Annotated in this window: 12 protein-coding genes; 6 read left to right on the forward strand and 6 right to left on the reverse strand. The window is 74.1% G+C overall.

Translation table 11 applies throughout. The annotated features are described in order from the left end of the window. Positions 1–353: 353 nt before the first annotated feature. On the reverse strand, positions 354–2,882 hold the full coding sequence (locus tag MTR79_RS18655) for an ABC transporter permease (RefSeq protein ID WP_244791381.1): 2,529 nt from the start codon (positions 2,880–2,882) through the stop codon (positions 354–356). A 3-nt stretch (positions 2,883–2,885) separates the two neighbouring features. Beyond that, positions 2,886–3,650, reverse strand: a complete 765-nt coding sequence (locus tag MTR79_RS18660) for an ABC transporter ATP-binding protein (protein WP_244791383.1) — start codon at positions 3,648–3,650, stop codon at positions 2,886–2,888. 191 nt (positions 3,651–3,841) lie between these two features. Here MTR79_RS18660 and MTR79_RS18665 point away from each other — a divergent pair, with 191 nt between their 5' ends. Continuing rightward, positions 3,842–5,395, forward strand: coding sequence for an MFS transporter (locus MTR79_RS18665; protein WP_189365726.1), 1,554 nt, complete (start codon positions 3,842–3,844; stop codon positions 5,393–5,395). 10 nt (positions 5,396–5,405) lie between these two features. Here MTR79_RS18665 and MTR79_RS18670 read toward each other — a convergent pair whose 3' ends face one another. The 4 genes from MTR79_RS18670 to MTR79_RS18685 form a co-directional block, all read right to left on the reverse strand. Next, on the reverse strand, positions 5,406–6,293 hold the full coding sequence (locus tag MTR79_RS18670) for an endonuclease/exonuclease/phosphatase family protein (protein WP_244791385.1): 888 nt from the start codon (positions 6,291–6,293) through the stop codon (positions 5,406–5,408). A 133-nt stretch (positions 6,294–6,426) separates the two neighbouring features. Continuing rightward, positions 6,427–7,350 (reverse strand): hypothetical protein, encoded by a 924-nt coding sequence (locus MTR79_RS18675; protein ID WP_244791387.1) that lies wholly within the window; start codon positions 7,348–7,350, stop codon positions 6,427–6,429. Next, positions 7,347–7,835: a hypothetical protein gene (locus MTR79_RS18680; protein WP_189365728.1), complete on the reverse strand. Its 489-nt coding sequence runs from the start codon at positions 7,833–7,835 to the stop codon at positions 7,347–7,349. Before MTR79_RS18680 ends, MTR79_RS18675 begins: the two co-directional genes overlap by 4 nt. A 3-nt stretch (positions 7,836–7,838) precedes the next feature. Further along, positions 7,839–9,041, reverse strand: coding sequence for a macrolide family glycosyltransferase (locus MTR79_RS18685; protein WP_244791388.1), 1,203 nt, complete (start codon positions 9,039–9,041; stop codon positions 7,839–7,841). Positions 9,042–9,388: 347 nt separating this feature from the next. Here MTR79_RS18685 and aceE point away from each other — a divergent pair, with 347 nt between their 5' ends. The 5 genes from aceE (at position 9,389) to MTR79_RS18710 (ending at position 16,331) form a co-directional block, all read left to right on the forward strand. Continuing rightward, entirely contained in the window at positions 9,389–12,076 is a 2,688-nt protein-coding gene (gene aceE / locus MTR79_RS18690) for a pyruvate dehydrogenase (acetyl-transferring), homodimeric type (RefSeq protein WP_244791390.1), read from the forward strand. Between the two features lie 123 nt (positions 12,077–12,199). Further along, positions 12,200–13,096, forward strand: coding sequence for an RNA polymerase sigma-70 factor (locus MTR79_RS18695; RefSeq protein WP_244791393.1), 897 nt, complete (start codon positions 12,200–12,202; stop codon positions 13,094–13,096). A gap of 86 nt (positions 13,097–13,182) precedes the next feature. After that, positions 13,183–13,608 (forward strand): OsmC family protein, encoded by a 426-nt coding sequence (locus MTR79_RS18700; protein ID WP_244791395.1) that lies wholly within the window; start codon positions 13,183–13,185, stop codon positions 13,606–13,608. A 188-nt stretch (positions 13,609–13,796) separates the two neighbouring features. Continuing rightward, positions 13,797–15,527, forward strand: coding sequence for an FAD-dependent oxidoreductase (locus MTR79_RS18705; RefSeq protein ID WP_244791397.1), 1,731 nt, complete (start codon positions 13,797–13,799; stop codon positions 15,525–15,527). A gap of 54 nt (positions 15,528–15,581) precedes the next feature. After that, a complete protein-coding gene (locus tag MTR79_RS18710; RefSeq protein WP_244791400.1) occupies positions 15,582–16,331 on the forward strand; it encodes an SDR family oxidoreductase in 750 nt (249 codons plus the stop codon). Positions 16,332–16,394: the final 63 nt, after the last annotated feature.

A 16,394-nucleotide genomic window follows, 5' to 3' on the forward strand; every position in this document is an offset into this window, starting at 1 on the left:
GGGACCCGACGGCGGGCCGCCCGCGGGCGCGCGGGTGCGGACGGCCGATTCAGAAGCAGCGAGCACGCCGGAACCGCCCGGGACGCCGGAACCGGCAGGCGCCCCGGAACCTGTCCGCGCGCCACAGCCGCCAGGCGCGCCAGGGCCGACGCACGCGCCGGGACCCGATGGCGGGCCGCCCGCGGGCGCGCGGGTACGGGCGGCCGATTCAGAAGCAGCGAGCACGCCGGAACCGCCCGGGACGCCGCAACCGGCAGGCGCCCCGGAACCTGTCCGCGCGCCACAGCCGCCAGGCGCGCCAGGGCCGACGCACGCGCCGGGACCCCCAGCCCCTCCATCGCCCCCGGCTCTCCTCACTCCCGCACACCCATCCCCTCGACCGGTGCCGTGCGCAGGATGTGGGTCACCGGGACCACCGTGGCCAGCAGGGCCAGTGCCGTCGTTCCGCCCAGGAGGGCTGTCCAGCCCGTAGCCGGGACGTGGGGCACGGTCGCGCCTGTCACCGCTCGGACGATCGTCGTGAGGGTGACCGCCGCGATCGCCGCCCCGATCAGGAGGGCCACGCCCAGCAGGCCCGCCTGTTCGGCGTGGACCATCCGCTTGGCCTGGCCCCGGGTGACGCCGACCAGGCGAAGCAGGGACAGTTCCCGGGTGCGGGCCAGTGCGGCCATGACGAGGGTGTTGGCGGCGGCCAGGACCGCGTAGCCGACCAGGACGGTGACGAGCATCTTGTTGAGCCAGCCGCTCACCGCCACGTCCTCGGCGAGTTCGCCCGTCAGGCGGGCGGTGTCCGTCACCTGGCCGCCCGGGTAGCGGCGGGCCAGCTCGGCCAGGGCGCCCTCCGCACCGGAGTCCGGGGTGGTCCGGATGAGCACCCGGTCGTCGAGGCCGGTGACGGTGTGGCCGTCGAGGGTGCGCCGGTGCAGGGTGACGTCGCCGAAGCCCCAGCCGCGCTCGTACAGGGCGACGACACGCAGGGTGACGGGTGTGCCGTCGCCGAGCCACAGTCGGGCCTTGTCCCCCAGCCGCCAGCCGGCGGCGTCCGCGCGGGCCGTGGAGACGGCGACGGTGCCCTCGCGGAGGGCGTCGAGGCTTCCGGAGCGGACCCGCAGGTCCAGGGTGCGGTCCGCGCCCAGGGGGTCGATGCCCTGCGCGGGGACGGTCTGCGGTTCGAGCCGGTCGGGCACGACGACGGAGGTGCGGCGCACGCCGGTCGCGGCGGCCACCCCGGGGACGCGGCGCGCCTCGGCCGCGGCGGAGTCGGGCAGTCCGGCGCCGGAGGTCAGCGCGTACTGGGCGAGGACGCCCTCGCGGCTCTGCGCCACCGTCTGCCGCTCCAAGTTGTCCTGGAGGAACCACACCGTGCCGCCGAGCCCCACGGACAGGACGAGCGCGGTGAGCACGGCGACCGCCCCGCGGGCGTTGGCGCGCAGGTTGGCGGCGGCGAGGTAGCCGCTGTCGCCCCAGACGGTGCGCAGCACGGGCCCGAGCAGCCGGGCCGCGCCCTGGTTGATCCAGGGCGCGAGCAGGGCGACGCCCAGGACGAACAGGTAGAGCATCCCCATGGCGGCGCCCAGCGCGGTCTGCCCGTCGGTGGCGCCGGTGAGCACGGTCAGGGAGAACGCTCCGGCCACGCAGGCCAGTCCGCAGACCAGGCGCGCCCTGCCGCCGGTGGCGGGTTCCACGGCCGCCTCACCGAGCGCCTCGGTGGGGCGGATGCGGGTGACCCGCAGCGCGGCGATCCAGGCGGAGAAAAGGGCGACGACGGCGACGGTCACGACGACGGCCGCGGCGGACAGGACGCCGCCCCGGACGGTGAAGTCGTCGGGGAGGAAACCGCGTGAGACGAGCGCGTCGCGGACCTGGCGGGTGGCGAGCAGCCCGGCGGGGACGCCCACGGCGCCGGCGAGCAGGCCGAGCAGCCCGACCTCGGCGAGGAGCATCGACCGCACCTGGCCGGGGGTGGCGGCGACGGCCCGCAGCAGGGCGAGGTCGCGGCGCCGGTGCCGTACGGACAGCCCGACGGTGCCGGCGACGACGAAGCCGACGATGGCCGCCGCGTACCCGGCGAAGGCTGCCCCGGCGCCGAGAGCGAGGGAGCGGGCGGCGGCGCTCTCGGGTTCGGCGGCGATCCCGCGGTCGTGGCCCGTGTAGGCGGTGGCGCCGGCGGCGTCCGCGATCCGGCGTACCTCGGCGAGGACGGCGTCCCGGTCGGCGTCCGGCGCGTTGAGCACGCCGACGGCGTCGTAGCGGCCGGGGTGCGGGTCGAGGGCGGCGGCGTGCGCGTCGGTGAAGAACAGCGCCGCCCGCCCGCTCGCCGTGCCGTCCGTGCCGACCACGCCGCTCACCTCGTACGTACGGCTCACCCCTCCGGTCACCACCTCGGTGGTGGCGCCGGGTCCGAGGCGCGTGGGCCCGGCGAGGCGGGCGTCGACGGCGATCTCCCCGTCGGAGCGCGGCGGCCGTCCGGACACCAGCCGGTACGGGGCGAGGGCGGTGCTCGACCAGCCGTGGCCCGTCGTGGGCAGCCCGGGGGCCGCCGTCGTGGTGACGACGAGCCGCCGGTCCCCCACGGCGCTGTCGACGCCGGGCACGTCGGCCAGGTCACCGGCCACCTTCCCGGGGACGCTGCCCCGCTCGGGCAGGAGGACGGTGGTGTGCTCGGTCTCGCCCAGCACCGTCGGCCCGTCGACGGTGAGGTCGCGGTCGGCGACCACGGCGACGGCCGCGCCGTAGCGGTGCGGGTCGCCCTGGTGCCGCCAACCGGACTCGACGAGGAGGGCGCAGGTCATGAGGACGGCGACGCCCGCGGCGAGTGCGACGAACGTGGCGAGGAAGCCGCCCGTGCGGTGGCGCAGCGTCTGCGCTGCCAGCCGGAGCACGCGTCAGCCCTCCCGGGTGGCGACGGGCCGGCGGTGACCCGGCAGGGCGAGCTGTTCGGCGATCCGCTCGGCGCCGGAGCGTTCCATGTCGCGGACGATCCGGCCGTCGGCGAGGATCAGGACGCGGTCGGCGCAGGACGCGGCCACCGGGTCGTGGGTGACCATGACGACGGTCTGCCCGTACGCGTCGACGGCCGACCGGAGCAGGTCCAGGACGGCCGCCGCGGAGCGGGTGTCGAGGGCGCCGGTGGGTTCGTCGCAGAAGATCACCTCGGGTCGGGTGACCAGCGCGCGGGCGATCGCGACGCGCTGCTGCTGGCCGCCGGAGAGCTGGGCGGGCCGGTGCCGCAGCCGGTCGCCGAGACCGACGCGCCGGACGATCTCGTCGACCCAGGCGGGGTCGGAGCGCAGGCCCGCGAGCCGGGACGGCAGCAGGATGTTCTGCTCCACGTTCAGCGCGCCGACCAGGTTGAACGCCTGGAAGACGAAGCCGACGCGGCCGCGCCGCAGTTCGGTGAGCTTCTTCTCGGACAGGGACGACAGGTCGGTGGCGCCGATCCGCACCCGCCCGGAGTCCGGCCGGTCGAGTCCGGCCGCGCACTGCAGCAGGGTGCTCTTCCCGGATCCGGAGGGCCCCATCACGGCGGTCGCCGTCCCGCGCGGGAACACGGCGCTCACGTCGTCGAGCGCCACGACGGGCTGGTCGCCGCCGTACGTCCTGCGGACGCGCTCGAGGGCGACGGCGATGCCGTCCGGTATCAGGGACATGGTCGGGGGCCTTCCGGTGCGGTTCCTCGGGACGTTCCGACGCTAGGGCGGCGGCGGGCCGCCGCCCATGCAGCCAGTGACCGGCTTCAGGTGGTGCAGGCGCTACCTTCGGGGGCCGTCGTCACTCGAGTGGTGGACGGTCAGGGGCGCGCGTACGGTCGAACGGTGGACTCCCGGAAGGGCGACCCGACATGACCAGCAGTCCGCGACCGGCCTCCGCGCAGGAGGCGGCACGGGGCGGCCGCGGCGGCGGCAACGCGATGGCCCTGTTCGTCATCGCCTCGTGCCAGCTGATGGTGGTGCTGGACATCACCATCGTGAACATCGCGCTGCCGCACATCCAGCGCTCCCTCGACTTCTCGACCGCCAGTCTGTCCTGGGTGGTCAACGCCTACACCCTCACGTTCGGCGGCCTGTTGCTGCTGGGCGGCCGGGCCGGTGACATCCTCGGCAGGCGCAGGGTGTTCATCTTCGGTGTGCTGCTGTTCGTGCTGGCGTCCCTGCTCGGCGGGCTCGCGCAGAACGCGGGTCAGCTGCTGGCGGCGCGTGCGCTGCAGGGCGTGGGCGGCGCGATCGCCTCCCCGACGTCGCTGGCGCTGATCAGTACGACCTTCCGCGAAGGGCCGGAACGCAACCGCGCGTTCGGGGTGTTCGCGGCGGTGTCGGCGGGTGGCGGCGCGATCGGGCTGCTGGCCGGCGGCATCCTCGTGGAGTGGCTGAACTGGCGGTGGGTGCTGTTCGTCAACGTGCCCATCGGCCTGCTCATCGCCCTCGCCACACCGCGCTACATCAAGGAGTCCGAGCGTCATCCGGGCCGCTTCGACGTGACCGGCGCGCTGACCTCCACGGCCGGCATGGTGCTGCTGGTGTACGGCTTCATCCGGGCCGCGCAGGACGGCTGGCGGGATCCGCTGACGCTGGCGTCGTTCGCGGCGGCGGTGGTCGTGCTGGTGATGTTCGTCCTGCTGGAGCGGCGGTCGCCGCAGCCGATCACACCGCTGCACATGTTCGCGGACCGCAACAGAGCGGGCACGTACGGGATCATGCTGTTCCTGGCCGCGGCCCTGTTCGGCATGTTCTTCTTCCTGACCCTGTTCGTGCAGAACGTGCTGGGGTTCAGCCCCCTCCAGGCGGGCCTCGCCTTCCTGCCGGTGAGCGCGGTCATCGCGGTCGGCGCCGGACTGGCCTCCAGGTTCCTGCCGGTGTACGGGCCGAAACCCTTCATGGTGGCGGGCGGTCTCTTCGCCGCGGCGGGTCTGGCATGGCTGACGCTGACCGATGTGCACTCCACCTACGCGGGCAGCGTGCTCGGTCCGATGCTGGTGTTCAGCTTCGGCATGGGCATGGAGTTCGTGTCGCTGACCCTCATGGCGCTGTCCGACGTACCCGTGCAGGAGACCGGTGCCGCATCGGGTCTGCTCAACGCCACGCAGCAGGTGGGCGGCTCGCTGGGGTTGTCGATCCTGGTGACCATGTACGGCACGGCGAGCAGGAACGAGGCGGAGAAACAGGTCCCGCGCTTCCTGGAACAGGCGTCCCCCGCCGAACGGCTGGAGTTCCGGCGCACGGGCGAACTGCCGGGGGTGTGGGGAGCCGAGGTCCTCACCTCCGGGGTGTCGGCCGCGTTCATCACGGCGGCCGTTTTCGCCGGGCTCGCCGCCCTGGTCGCGGTGGTGGCGATCCAGGTCCGTCCGTCGGACCTGGAACGTCTCCAGGGCGGCGCCGCGGGAGCCCCGCCGGGGTGAGGACGCCGGTTCAGCGGTCCTCGCGGGGCAGCCGCAGGTCGGCGACGACCGGCCGGTGGTCCGACGCGTCGGTGGCGTGCGTACGGGCGCCGGTCACGGTGATCCCGTCCGACACGGTGATCAGGTCGATGCGTTTCTGCGGTGCGATCGCCGGATAGGTGAGGCCGGCGTCCGGTGCGGCGTCGCGCAGGGTGTGCCACAGGGGCGCCAACTCGGGTGCGGACGGCTCGGCGTTGAAGTCGCCGACCAGGACGTCCGGTCCCCGGCCGTCCGCGAGGATGCCGAGCATGTCGTCGACCTGGGCGGCGCGGATCGACGGGTCGGCGCGGTAGTCCAGGTGCGTGGAGTAGACGTGCGTACGGACGCCCTTCACGCTGATCACGATTTCGGCGAAGCCGGGCGCCGGGGCCGGCACCGGGTCCGGGGTCTGGGTGGACAGACGGGTGATCTCGTGGTTCTCGGCGTGCAGCACGGGGTGGCGGCTGAGCACGGCCACGCCGTACTGCCGGCGCTCGCCGCCCTCGGCGGCCGGGTCGAGGTCGTAGATCGGCGCGAAGAACACCCGCATGCGGAGCTTCTCGGCGAGCGCGCGGGCCTCGTCGGTGAAGTCGCTGCGCTCGCCCCAGTGGACGTCGACCTCCTGCAGCCCGATGACGTCGGCGCGCAGGTCACGCAGGGCGGCGGCGGTGCGGTCGAGGTCGAAGACCTGGTCCTCCCCCGCTCCCGCGTGGATGTTGTACGTCGCCACGCGGAGCGGCACGGCGGGGGCGGCGCCGGAGCCGGACGGGGTGGCGTCCTCGGCCGCCGTGGCCGGGGGCGCGGTGAGCGACAGGAGGGCGGCGAGGAGAACGGCGGCGACTCGGGCGGTGCGGGTGGGACGTCCGGGTCCTTGCGGCATGCCTTCTCCTGTCTGCGGGTGTGGTGTTGACGCACCGTCGGTGCGCCGACACCGCATGGAAACACAGGCGGGGGCGGCGGCCGAGTGCCTTGGCCGTTCCTTTTCCCGCCGGCCTCCCGTCGGCCACCTCGGCTCAGGGCGGCGCGTCGGTCGCGGTGACCGTGCGGACGAGCGCGAGCACGGTGTCGGTGGTGTGCTCCAGGTGGCTGCGGCCGTCGGGCCGGTGGGAGTGCGGGCTGATGTAGCTGCGGCGGCCCAGGTGGGTGGCGGGGTCCATGCGGTGCACGGTGACCTTCCCGGCGCGCCGGGCCCGGTTCCAGCCGCTGCCGCTCAGCAGCCGCCACCGTTGCGGGAAGAGCCAGGTGCCGACCCGTTCGATACGGTCGTGGGCGCTGGTGAGCTGGTGCAGGTGCAGGGCGTGGGTGAGGTCGTTGGCGCCGTTGTGGAAGCCGCCGAGCGTGATCAGCAGCAGCGGCGCGCCGAGCCGGGCGTGAAGTTCGGGGACCGCGCCGGTGGCGACCTGCGCGCCGCCGCTGTAGCTGAGCAGCACGACGGGGATGCCGCTGTCCGGGCGGTACCCGGCGCGTCGCAGCTGGCCGGCGATCTGGGCGCCGACGGCGCGGTTGTAGAGGGGTCGGTAGCGGCGGTCGGCGGCGACGAAGATCTGCATGACGTTGTGCAGGAACAGCAGCAGTCCGGCGTGCCGGCGGATCCGCACCCACACCGGCCGGTCGGCGAGCGGCGCGGCCAGCGGCGAGTACGGCTGCACCTGCCCCAGCACCCGCAGGTCGGGCGCGGCGGCGATGAGCGCCTTGACGAGCTGTCCGCCGTCGCGGGTGTCGGTGAAGCGCCGCTTGCCTATGCCGTCGAGGTAGACGAGGTACGCGGCAGGCGGTCGGTCGGGACCGGCTCCGCGGGCGTAGGGCACGCCGGGCGGGAGGTCGGCCGCGGGGGTGCGCCAGCCGGCGGTGTAGAGCATCACCTCGTAGCGGGCGAGCAGCGCCTCGACGAGGAGGACGGGGCCCAGGACGAGGGCGACGAGCGGGAACCAGGTCATGCCGTCCGCCTCCGTGTCCCGGTGGTGCCGATCCGGCCGACGAGGCGTCGTACGGCCTCGACGGCGGCGGCGAGCCCGACCCCGGCGGCGGCCACGCAGGCCGCGGCGGACCAGCCGCCCACGCCGCTCGCGGCGGCGACGGGACCGGCCAGTCCGGCGCCGACCCCGGTCAGCAGCATCAGGTGAAGGGCGGGGCCGAGCAGCGGGAACGCGATGACGGCGCCGAGCAGCATCGGGGCGACCTGTCCTGCGGTCCATCCGGGCGCGGCCCCGGAGGCGGTGGCGTACGGCAGCAGCTCCGCGAGGGTGAACGCGGTCAGCGGCCACAGGGCGATGACGGCGCTCTCGACGGCGGTGCCGGTGAGCAGCAGCCCGGCCACGACGGGCGGCGACACCCGGGGGCGGCGGGCGACCAGGGGCAGGATGCGCCCGGCGGCCTCGGACAGCCCGGCGAGCAGCACGAGGGCGACGACGACGGACGGCACGGGTCAGTCCTCCCGCTTCTCGTGGGGTCCGGTGCGGCGCAGGAGGCCTTCGATCTCGTCGGCGGCGCGGAGGTGTCCGCCCGGCCGACGCTGTTCGGCGCGCAGGGCCGTGGCCGCCTCGCGGAAGCGTGGCTCGGTGAGCAGGCGGCGGGCCAAGGTGTGCACGACGGCCTCGGTGGCGTCCTCGGGGCGGACGGTCAGCCCGGCGCCGAGTTCCGTGACCCTGCGCGCCACCTGGGGCTGGTCGGCGCCCTGCGGTACGACCAGGACGGGCACGCCCGCGTACAGCGCCTCGTTGACGCTGTTCATGCCCCCGTGCGTCACGAACAGGGCGGCGCGTTCCAGCAGTTCGGGCTGCGGGACGAACCGGCGGGCGACCACGTCGTGCGGGAGCGCGCCGAGCGCGGCGGGATCGGTTCCTCCGGTGGCGACGACGACGGTGCCGCCGAGCGGTGCCAGGGCGGTGGCGAAGGCGCGCAGCACCGACGGTCCGGCGTCGAACACCGTGCCCAGGGAGACGTACAGCACGGGCGGCCGAAGGGTGTCGAACGGGAACGACGGGTCTCCCGGCCGGGCGCCGACGCTGGGGCCGACGAACCGGTACGCGCGGTCGAAGGTGCCGGCCTCGGGCTGGAAGGCGCGGGAGGTGAAGACCAGGTTGAGCGGCTGACGCGTGTTCACCAGGTCGACGAGGGGCAGCCCCCGGGTGCGGTACCGGCGGGCGAGCAGCAGGCGCGCGCGGACGTAGCCGAGGAGGCTGCGGGGACGCGTGAGCGCCTCGGCCAGCAGGGTCCGGGAGGCGCGGGCGGGGCTGGGCACCCGGCGCCCGAACGCCATGGTGGTGAACAACGACACGGCGGGCACACCGAGTTCGGCCGCGGTGACCGGCCCCCAGGGGCACGCGGCGCCGTGCACGACCACGTCGGGCCGTGCGAGCCGCAGGTCGGACAGCACGGACGGCAGCGTCTCCAGGGCGGTGCGGGCGAGCTGTTCCAGCAGGGTGACGGGCGTCGGCGGACCGGCGAGGGGCGGGCCGTCCCCGGGGTACCGGAACACGGTGGCGCCGGCGGCGGCCACGTCCGGCTCGAACGCGGCGGTCGTGTGGTAGGTGACGGTGTGGCCGCGGCGCACCAGCTCGGCGACGACGGGCAGCGTCGGGTTGATGTGGCCGCGCAGGGCGACGTTGACGAACGCGACGGTGCTCACCGTACGGCCCCCGTGAGGCGGGCGGGGCGACACCACCGCGGGGCGGTCCCCGGCGGTGCTGTCACGGGCCGGGGGAGGTCGTGCGGACCCGAGCCACTCATCGTTCGTCCTCTCCTGTCACTCGGTCGACGCGGTCGCGTTCCTCCCACCGACCGGACAGCCCTCCGATCCGTGACAGCCCACGCCTTCGGCGGCCGGGGATGTAACGAGCGTCACTCCCCGGCCTGTCACAGGGCCGCGTCCGGCCCGGTCGTACGGGGTGAGCGGCCGGACGCCCCGGCGACGGGGCGGGCGGCCGCCCGGGCGTGTCCCCCGCGCCCTCCCCTGTGTGACCGAAGGAAAGCGCCATGAGTGACCCGTCCCGGCTCCCGGAGCCCGCCGCGGTGAGCGAGCTCGACCAGCTGCCCGACCGTGACGCCGAGGAGACCGCGGAGTGGCGGGCGTCCCTCGACGCCGTCGTGCGGAACGCCGGCCCGGACCGGGCCGTGTACCTGCTGCGCCGCGTGCACGAGCACGCCGCCCGGTCAGGTCTCGCGGTGCCCGGGCTGCTCACCACCGACCCCGTCAACACCGTGCCGGCGTGGGCGCAGCCGGACTTTCCCGGCGACCTGGCCCTGGAGTCCCGTGTCACCGCGTGGAACCGGTGGAACGCGGCGGCGATGGTGAGCCGCGGCGCCCGTCTCGGACTGGGCGGCCATCTCTCCACGTACGCCTCCGCCGCCTGGCTCTACGAGACCGGGTTCAACCACTTCTTCCGCGGCAAGGACGGCGACGGCTCCGGCGACCAGCTGTTCGTACAGGGACACGCCACACCGGGCATCTACGCGCGCGCCTTCCTCGAAGGGCGGCTCGACGAGCAGCACCTGACGAACTTCCGGCGGGAGGCGGGCGGTCACGGGCTGCCCTCGTACCCGCATCCGCGGCGGCTGCCCTGGCTGTGGGAGTTCCCGACCGTGTCCATGGGGCTCGGGCCGCTCGCCGCGATCCACCAGGCGCGGTTCAACCGCTATCTGCACGCGCGGGGCATCAAGGACACGTCCGGCTCCCGGGTGTGGGCCTTCCTCGGCGACGGTGAGATGGACGAGCCCGAGTCGACGGCGGCGCTGGCGCTCGCGGCCCGTGAGGGCCTGGACAACCTCACCTTCGTCGTCAACTGCAATCTGCAGAAGCTGGACGGTCCCGTGCGGCCCGACGCGCAGATCGTGCGGGAGCTGGAGTCGCGGTTCCGCGGGGCGGGCTGGAACGTCGTCAAGTCGCTGTGGGGCGAGGCGTGGGACGCCCTGTTCCGGCAGGACGCCGACGGCTCCCTGGTGCGCCGGCTCGGTGAGGTGCCGGACGCGCAGCTCCAGACGTACGCGGCACGCGACGCGGCCTACGTCCGGGAGCACTTCTTCACCGGCGACACCCTCTCCGGAGTGGCCGCCGGGCTCGACGACGCGGCCCTGACCGGACTGTTCGGCGCCTCGCGCGGCGGACACGAGCCGCTCAAGGTGTACGCCGCCTACCGCAGCGCGGTCGAGCACCGGGGCGCGCCCACCGTCGTCCTGGTGCAGACGGTCAAGGGCCACACGCTGGGCCCGGAGTTCGCCTCGCGCAACGCCAACCACCAGATGAAGAAGCTGAGCCGGCAGCAGTTCCGCGACCTGCGCGACCGGCTGGAGCTGCCGATCCCCGACAGCGCCCTGGACGGGGACGAGGTGCCCTTCTGGCACCCCGGTGAGGACGCGCCCGAGGTGCGGTACCTGCGGGAGCGGCGCTCGGCGCTGGGCGGCCCGGTGCCGGAGCGGCGGGTCGTGGCGGGCCCGCTGCCGCAGCCGCCGCGCGCCGCCTTCGCGGCGCTGCACAAGGGGTCCGGCACGCAGGAGGTGGCGACCACCACGGCGCTGGTCCGGCTGGTCAAGGACCTGATGCGCGACAAGGCGACGGGGCGCCGCTGGGTGCCGATCGTCCCGGACGAGGCCCGCACCTTCGGCATGGAGTCCCTGTTCCCGACGGCCGGCATCTACGCCCCCGGGGGACAGACCTACGAGCCGGTGGACGCAGGCCAGTTGCTGAGCTACCGGGAGGCCGCTGACGGGCAGCTCATCGACGAGGGCATCACCGAGGCGGGCTCGGTGGCCGAGTTCACGGCCGCCGCCACCTCGTACGCCACGCACGGCGAGCCGATGATCCCGGTGTACGTCTTCTACGCGATGTTCGGCTTCCAGCGCACCGGCGACCAGTTCTGGGCGCTGGCCGACCAGTTGGGGCGCGGGTTCGTCGTCGGGGCGACGGCCGGGCGCACCACGATGACGGGCGAGGGCCTCCAGCACGCCGACGGGCACTCGCATCTGCTGGCGTCCACCAACCCCGCGGCGATCTCCTACGACCCGGCGTTCGCCCATGAGATCGCGGTGATCGTCCGGGAGGGGATGCGGCGCATGTACGGCGAGCGGCCCGAGGACGTCTTCTACTACCTGACCGTGTACAACGAGCCGAAGCGGCAGCCGCCCATGCCGCCCGGGCCCTCGGTGGAGGAGGGCATCCTGCGGGGCATCTACCGGTTCCGGGCGGCGCCGTCACCGGACGCCGGCCCCCGGGTCCAGCTGCTGTCGTCCGGGACGGCGGTCCACTGGGCGCTGGAGGCACAGGAGTTGCTGGCCGCCGAGTGCGGTGTGCGGGCCGATGTGTGGTCGGTGACCTCCTGGACGGAGCTGCGGCGTGACGCGCTGCGGGCCGACGAGGCGCGGCTGCGCGGCGAGGAGCGCGTCCCGTACGTGACGCGGGCGCTCGCCGGGGCTCCGGGTCCCGTGCTGGCCGTCAGCGACTGGATGCGGCAGGTCCCGGACCAGATCGGCCAGTGGGTCGAGCAGGACTACGCGTCCCTCGGCACGGACGGTTTCGGCCTGAGCGACACCCGCGAGGCGGTCCGGCGCCACTTCGGCGTCGACCCGGCGTCGATCGCGGTGGCGGCCCTGGACCAGCTGGCCCGGACGGGCGCGGTGCCCCCGGAAACGGTCGCCCGGGCCCGTGCCCGGTACGGACAGGAGGGCTGACCAGGGGAGCCGGACGGCCTCGTTGTACCGTGCACGTACAGGGCCGCGGGCCCGTTCGGCTCCCGGACGCGCGTGAGGGAGGCGGCTTGTAGCATGGTGAGCGCGGAGCCGGAAGGGGCGACCATGGACGCTCGGGACGCATCCGAATCCCTGGACCGGGCGACGGACGATTTCCTGGCGGCCCGTCCGCAGCTGTTCGGGATCGCGTACCGGGTGCTCGGCAGTGCCGCGGAGGCGGAGGACGTCCTGCAGGAGACCTGGGTGCGGTGGCAGAACACCGACCGCTCCGGCGTCAAGGAACCGGCCGCCTTCCTCACCACGATCACCGCGCGCCTCGCCATCAACGTGGCGCAGTCCGCGCGCGTGCGGCGCGAGTCGTACGTCGGACCGTGGCTGCCCGAGCCGGTCGACACCCGGCACGACCCCCAGTTGGGCGCGGAGCGCGCCGAGGCGCTGGAGATGGCGGTGCTGCTCCTGCTGGAGAAGCTGAACCCGGTGGAGCGGGCCGCGTACGTGCTGAGGGAGGCGTTCGACTACCCGTACAAGCAGGTCGCGGAGATCCTCGAGACGAGTGAGCCGAACACCCGGCAGCTGGTGAGCCGCGCCCGCAAGCATCTGTCGGCCGAGCGCAAGGAGCCGGTCAGTCCGGCCGACCACCGGCGGCTGCTGGAGGTGTTCCTCGCGGCGGCGCAGACCGGCGACATGCGGGTGCTGGAGAAGGTGCTGGCCGCCGACGTGGTCAGTTACGCCGACGGCGGCGGGATCCGCGGCGCCTCGCGCATCCCGGTGGTCGGGCGCCTGCGCGTCTCGAAGTACCTGGCCGCGTTCGCGCCGCGCTTCTGGCCGCCGGCCGGGACCCGGTGGGTGGAGGCGAACGGCAGCCCCGCCGTCCTCGTCACTGCCGGCGGGGACCCGGTGGCGCTGCTTTCGGTCGACGCGTCCGAGGACGGCATCCACCGCATCATGTGGGTGATGAACCCGGAGAAGCTGTCGCCGTACGTGACGTCGCTGAGCGCCTGACGGCCCGGTCCCGCAGCCGTGTGTCACAACCGCGTGATCGTCGCGGTCTGGTGGGTGACCCGCAGGACCCACCGAGAGGCAGCATCATGACCGGACGCACCGTGTCCGTCCGTGAGGGCGGGCGCCTGGCCCGTACCGTCACGGTCGGGCCGCATCAGCTGACCGCGGACGAACCCGAACCGCTCGGCGCGGACACCGGACCCACCCCCGGAGAGCTGCTGCTGGCGGCGCTCGCCTCGTGCACGTCGATGGCGGTCCGCGCGTACGCGGCACGCCAGGGCTGGTCGCTCGGCCATGTCGTCGTCGACGCGCGGTTCGGGCCGCGCGGGCAGATCGTCAAGCACGTCCGGCTGACCGGCGAGCTCGACCCGACCCAGGTGGAGCGGCTGCTGAAGGTCGCCGGGCGCTGTCCGGTGCAGCGGCTGATCACGGAGGACGTGACGGTGACGACCGTGCCGACGGTGGTGACCACGGTGCGGCGGATCGCCGCACCCGCCCCGCTGCCGGAGTGAGTGCGGGACCGGATCCCCCGTCGTACCCGTCGTCCGGTCGCCGACGACGGGTGCGTCGGCTTCCGCGCCCGGTCGCCCGCCCCGCGTGCGGGGCGCATGCTGGGAGGTACCCGCGCGGCGTCGAGGTGTCACAAGGCGTGCGGCCGTCCGGTCGTAGTCGGTGAGTCACCTCGACGATCGGAGCAATCGTGGCTGCCACCGAACAACGCCTTTCCACCACGGTGCTGGTCATCGGCACCGGCGGGGCCGGCCTGCGGGCGTCCGTCGAACTGGCCGAGGCCGGTGTCGACGTCCTCGCGGTCGGCAAGCGCCCCAAGGACGACGCGCACACCTCGCTCGCCGCGGGCGGCATCAATGCGGCCCTGGCCACGATGGACCCCGAGGACAGCTGGCAGCAGCACGCGGCGGACACGCTCAAGGAGAGCTACCTGCTGGGCGACCCCCGCACCACCGAGATCGTCACCCGGGGCGCCGCCCGGGGCATCGACGACCTGGAGCGCTACGGCATGGCCTTCGCGCGGGAGCAGGACGGCCGTATCTCGCAGCGCTTCTTCGGCGCGCACAAGTTCCGCCGCACCGCCTTCGCCGGCGACTACACGGGCCTGGAGATCCAGCGCACCCTCGTCCGGCGCGCGGAACAGCTGCGGATACCGGTGCTGGAGGGCGTGTACATCACGCGGATCCTCACCCACGAGGGCGCGGTGTTCGGGGCGTACGGCTTCGATCTGAAGGACGGCACGCGCTACCGGGTGCACGCCGACGCGGTGATCCTCGCGGCGGGCGGGCACACGCGGATCTGGCGGCGCACGTCGTCACGGCGGGACGAGAACACCGGGGACTCCTTCCGGCTCGCCGTGGAGGCGGGGGCGCGGCTGCGCGACCCGGAGCTGGTGCAGTTCCACCCGTCCGGGATCATCGAGCCGGAGAACGCGGCCGGCACCCTCGTCAGCGAGGCCGCGCGCGGCGAGGGCGGCATCCTGCGCAACGCGCTCGGCGAGCGGTACATGAGCCGCTACGACCCCGAGCGCATGGAACTGTCCACCCGGGACCGGGTCGCCCTGGCCTCCTACACGGAGATCAAGGAGGGCCGCGGCACGGAGAAGGGCGGGGTGTGGCTGGACGTCTCCCACCTGCCCCGGCAGACCGTCATGAGCCGGCTCCCCCGGGTGTACCAGACGCTGCTGGACCTGCAGATGCTGGACATCACCCGGGACCCGATCGAGGTGGCGCCCACGGCGCACTACTCGATGGGCGGGGTATGGGTGCGCCCGGAGGACCACAGCACCGACGTGCGCGGCCTGTACGCGATCGGTGAGGCGTCCAGCGGTCTGCACGGCGCCAACCGGCTCGGCGGCAACAGCCTGATCGAGCTGCTGGTGTACGGCCGTATCACCGGCCGGGCGGCCGCCGCGTACTCCGAGTCGCTGGCCGCCCAGCCCCGTTCGGCCTCGGCGGTCGCCGAGGCGCGGGCGGAAGTGGACGGGCTGCTCGCGGCGGACGGCCCGGAGAACGTCCGCGCCCTGCAGCGCGCCGTCCGCGACACGATGACGGAACACGCGGGTGTCGTCCGCGACGAGGAGGGGCTGCGCACCGGGCTGGCCGAACTCGCCGCGATCGAGAAGCGGATGGAGGGCGTCGGCGTCCACCCGGACATCGCCGGCTTCCAGGACCTCGCGCACGCCTTCGACCTCAAGGCGGCGGTGCTGGCCGCGCGGGCCACGCTCGAGGCGGCGCTGGAGCGGCGGGAGACGCGGGGCTGTCACAACCGCAGCGACTACCCGGACATGAAGGAAGAACTGCGGGTCAACCTCGTGTGGTCGCCGGCGACCGGCATCACCCGGGAGAGCATCCCGCCCGTTCCCGAGGAGATCGCCTCCTTGATGGAGGAGGTGCCGACGGACGGCAAGTTGCAGGAGTGAGCGCGCAGGCGCATGCCGCTCCCCCGTCCATCAACCCTGTGAAAGGAATCAGTCATGAAGGTCGTAGTGATCGGCGGCACCGGGCTCATCGGCTCGAAGGTCGTCGGCCGGCTCCAAGCCGAGGGCCACGAGGCGGTGCCGGCCGCGCCCGACACCGGCGTCAACACCCTGACCGGTGAGGGCCTGGCCGAGGTCCTGGACGGCGCGTCGGTCGTCGTCGACGTGTCGAACTCGCCGTCGTTCGCGGACGACGCCGTCATGGAGTTCTTCCGCACGTCGACCACCAACCTCCTCAAGGCGGAGTCGGACGCCGGTGTGGCCCACCATGTCGCCCTGTCCGTGGTCGGGACGGACCGGCTCCAGGAGAGCGGCTACTTCCGCGCCAAGCAGGTGCAGGAGGACCTGATCAGGGACTCCGGCCTGCCGTACTCCATCGTGCACGCCACGCAGTTCTTCGAGTTCATGAAGGGACTGGCGGATCTGTCGACGGTCGACGGCACGGTGCGGGTGCCCCCGGCGAAGTTCCAGCCGATGGCCTCGGACGACGTGGCGGCGGCGGTGTGCCGCGCGGCGGTCGCCCAGCCTCTCGACGGCATGGTCGAGGTCGGTGGTCCCGAGGCCCTCTTCCTGGCCGAGCCCCTCCGCACGGCGCTGTCCGCCGCGGGCGACCCACGGGAGATCGTGACGGACCCCGAGGCGGGCTACTCGGGCGCCCCGGTGGACGAGTCCACCCTCCTCCCGGGTCCGGACGCGGAACTGTCGACGACGCGCTACGAAGACTGGCTTGCGGCGCAGCAGCAGTGACACGTGCCGGGATGTGTGGCCCTCGCCTGCGGGCGGGGGCCACGGGCCTCAGCCTGCTGCGCA

Source organism: Streptomyces sp. BJ20, from assembly GCF_022869105.1.
Taxonomy (GTDB): domain Bacteria; phylum Actinomycetota; class Actinomycetes; order Streptomycetales; family Streptomycetaceae; genus Streptomyces; species Streptomyces griseoincarnatus.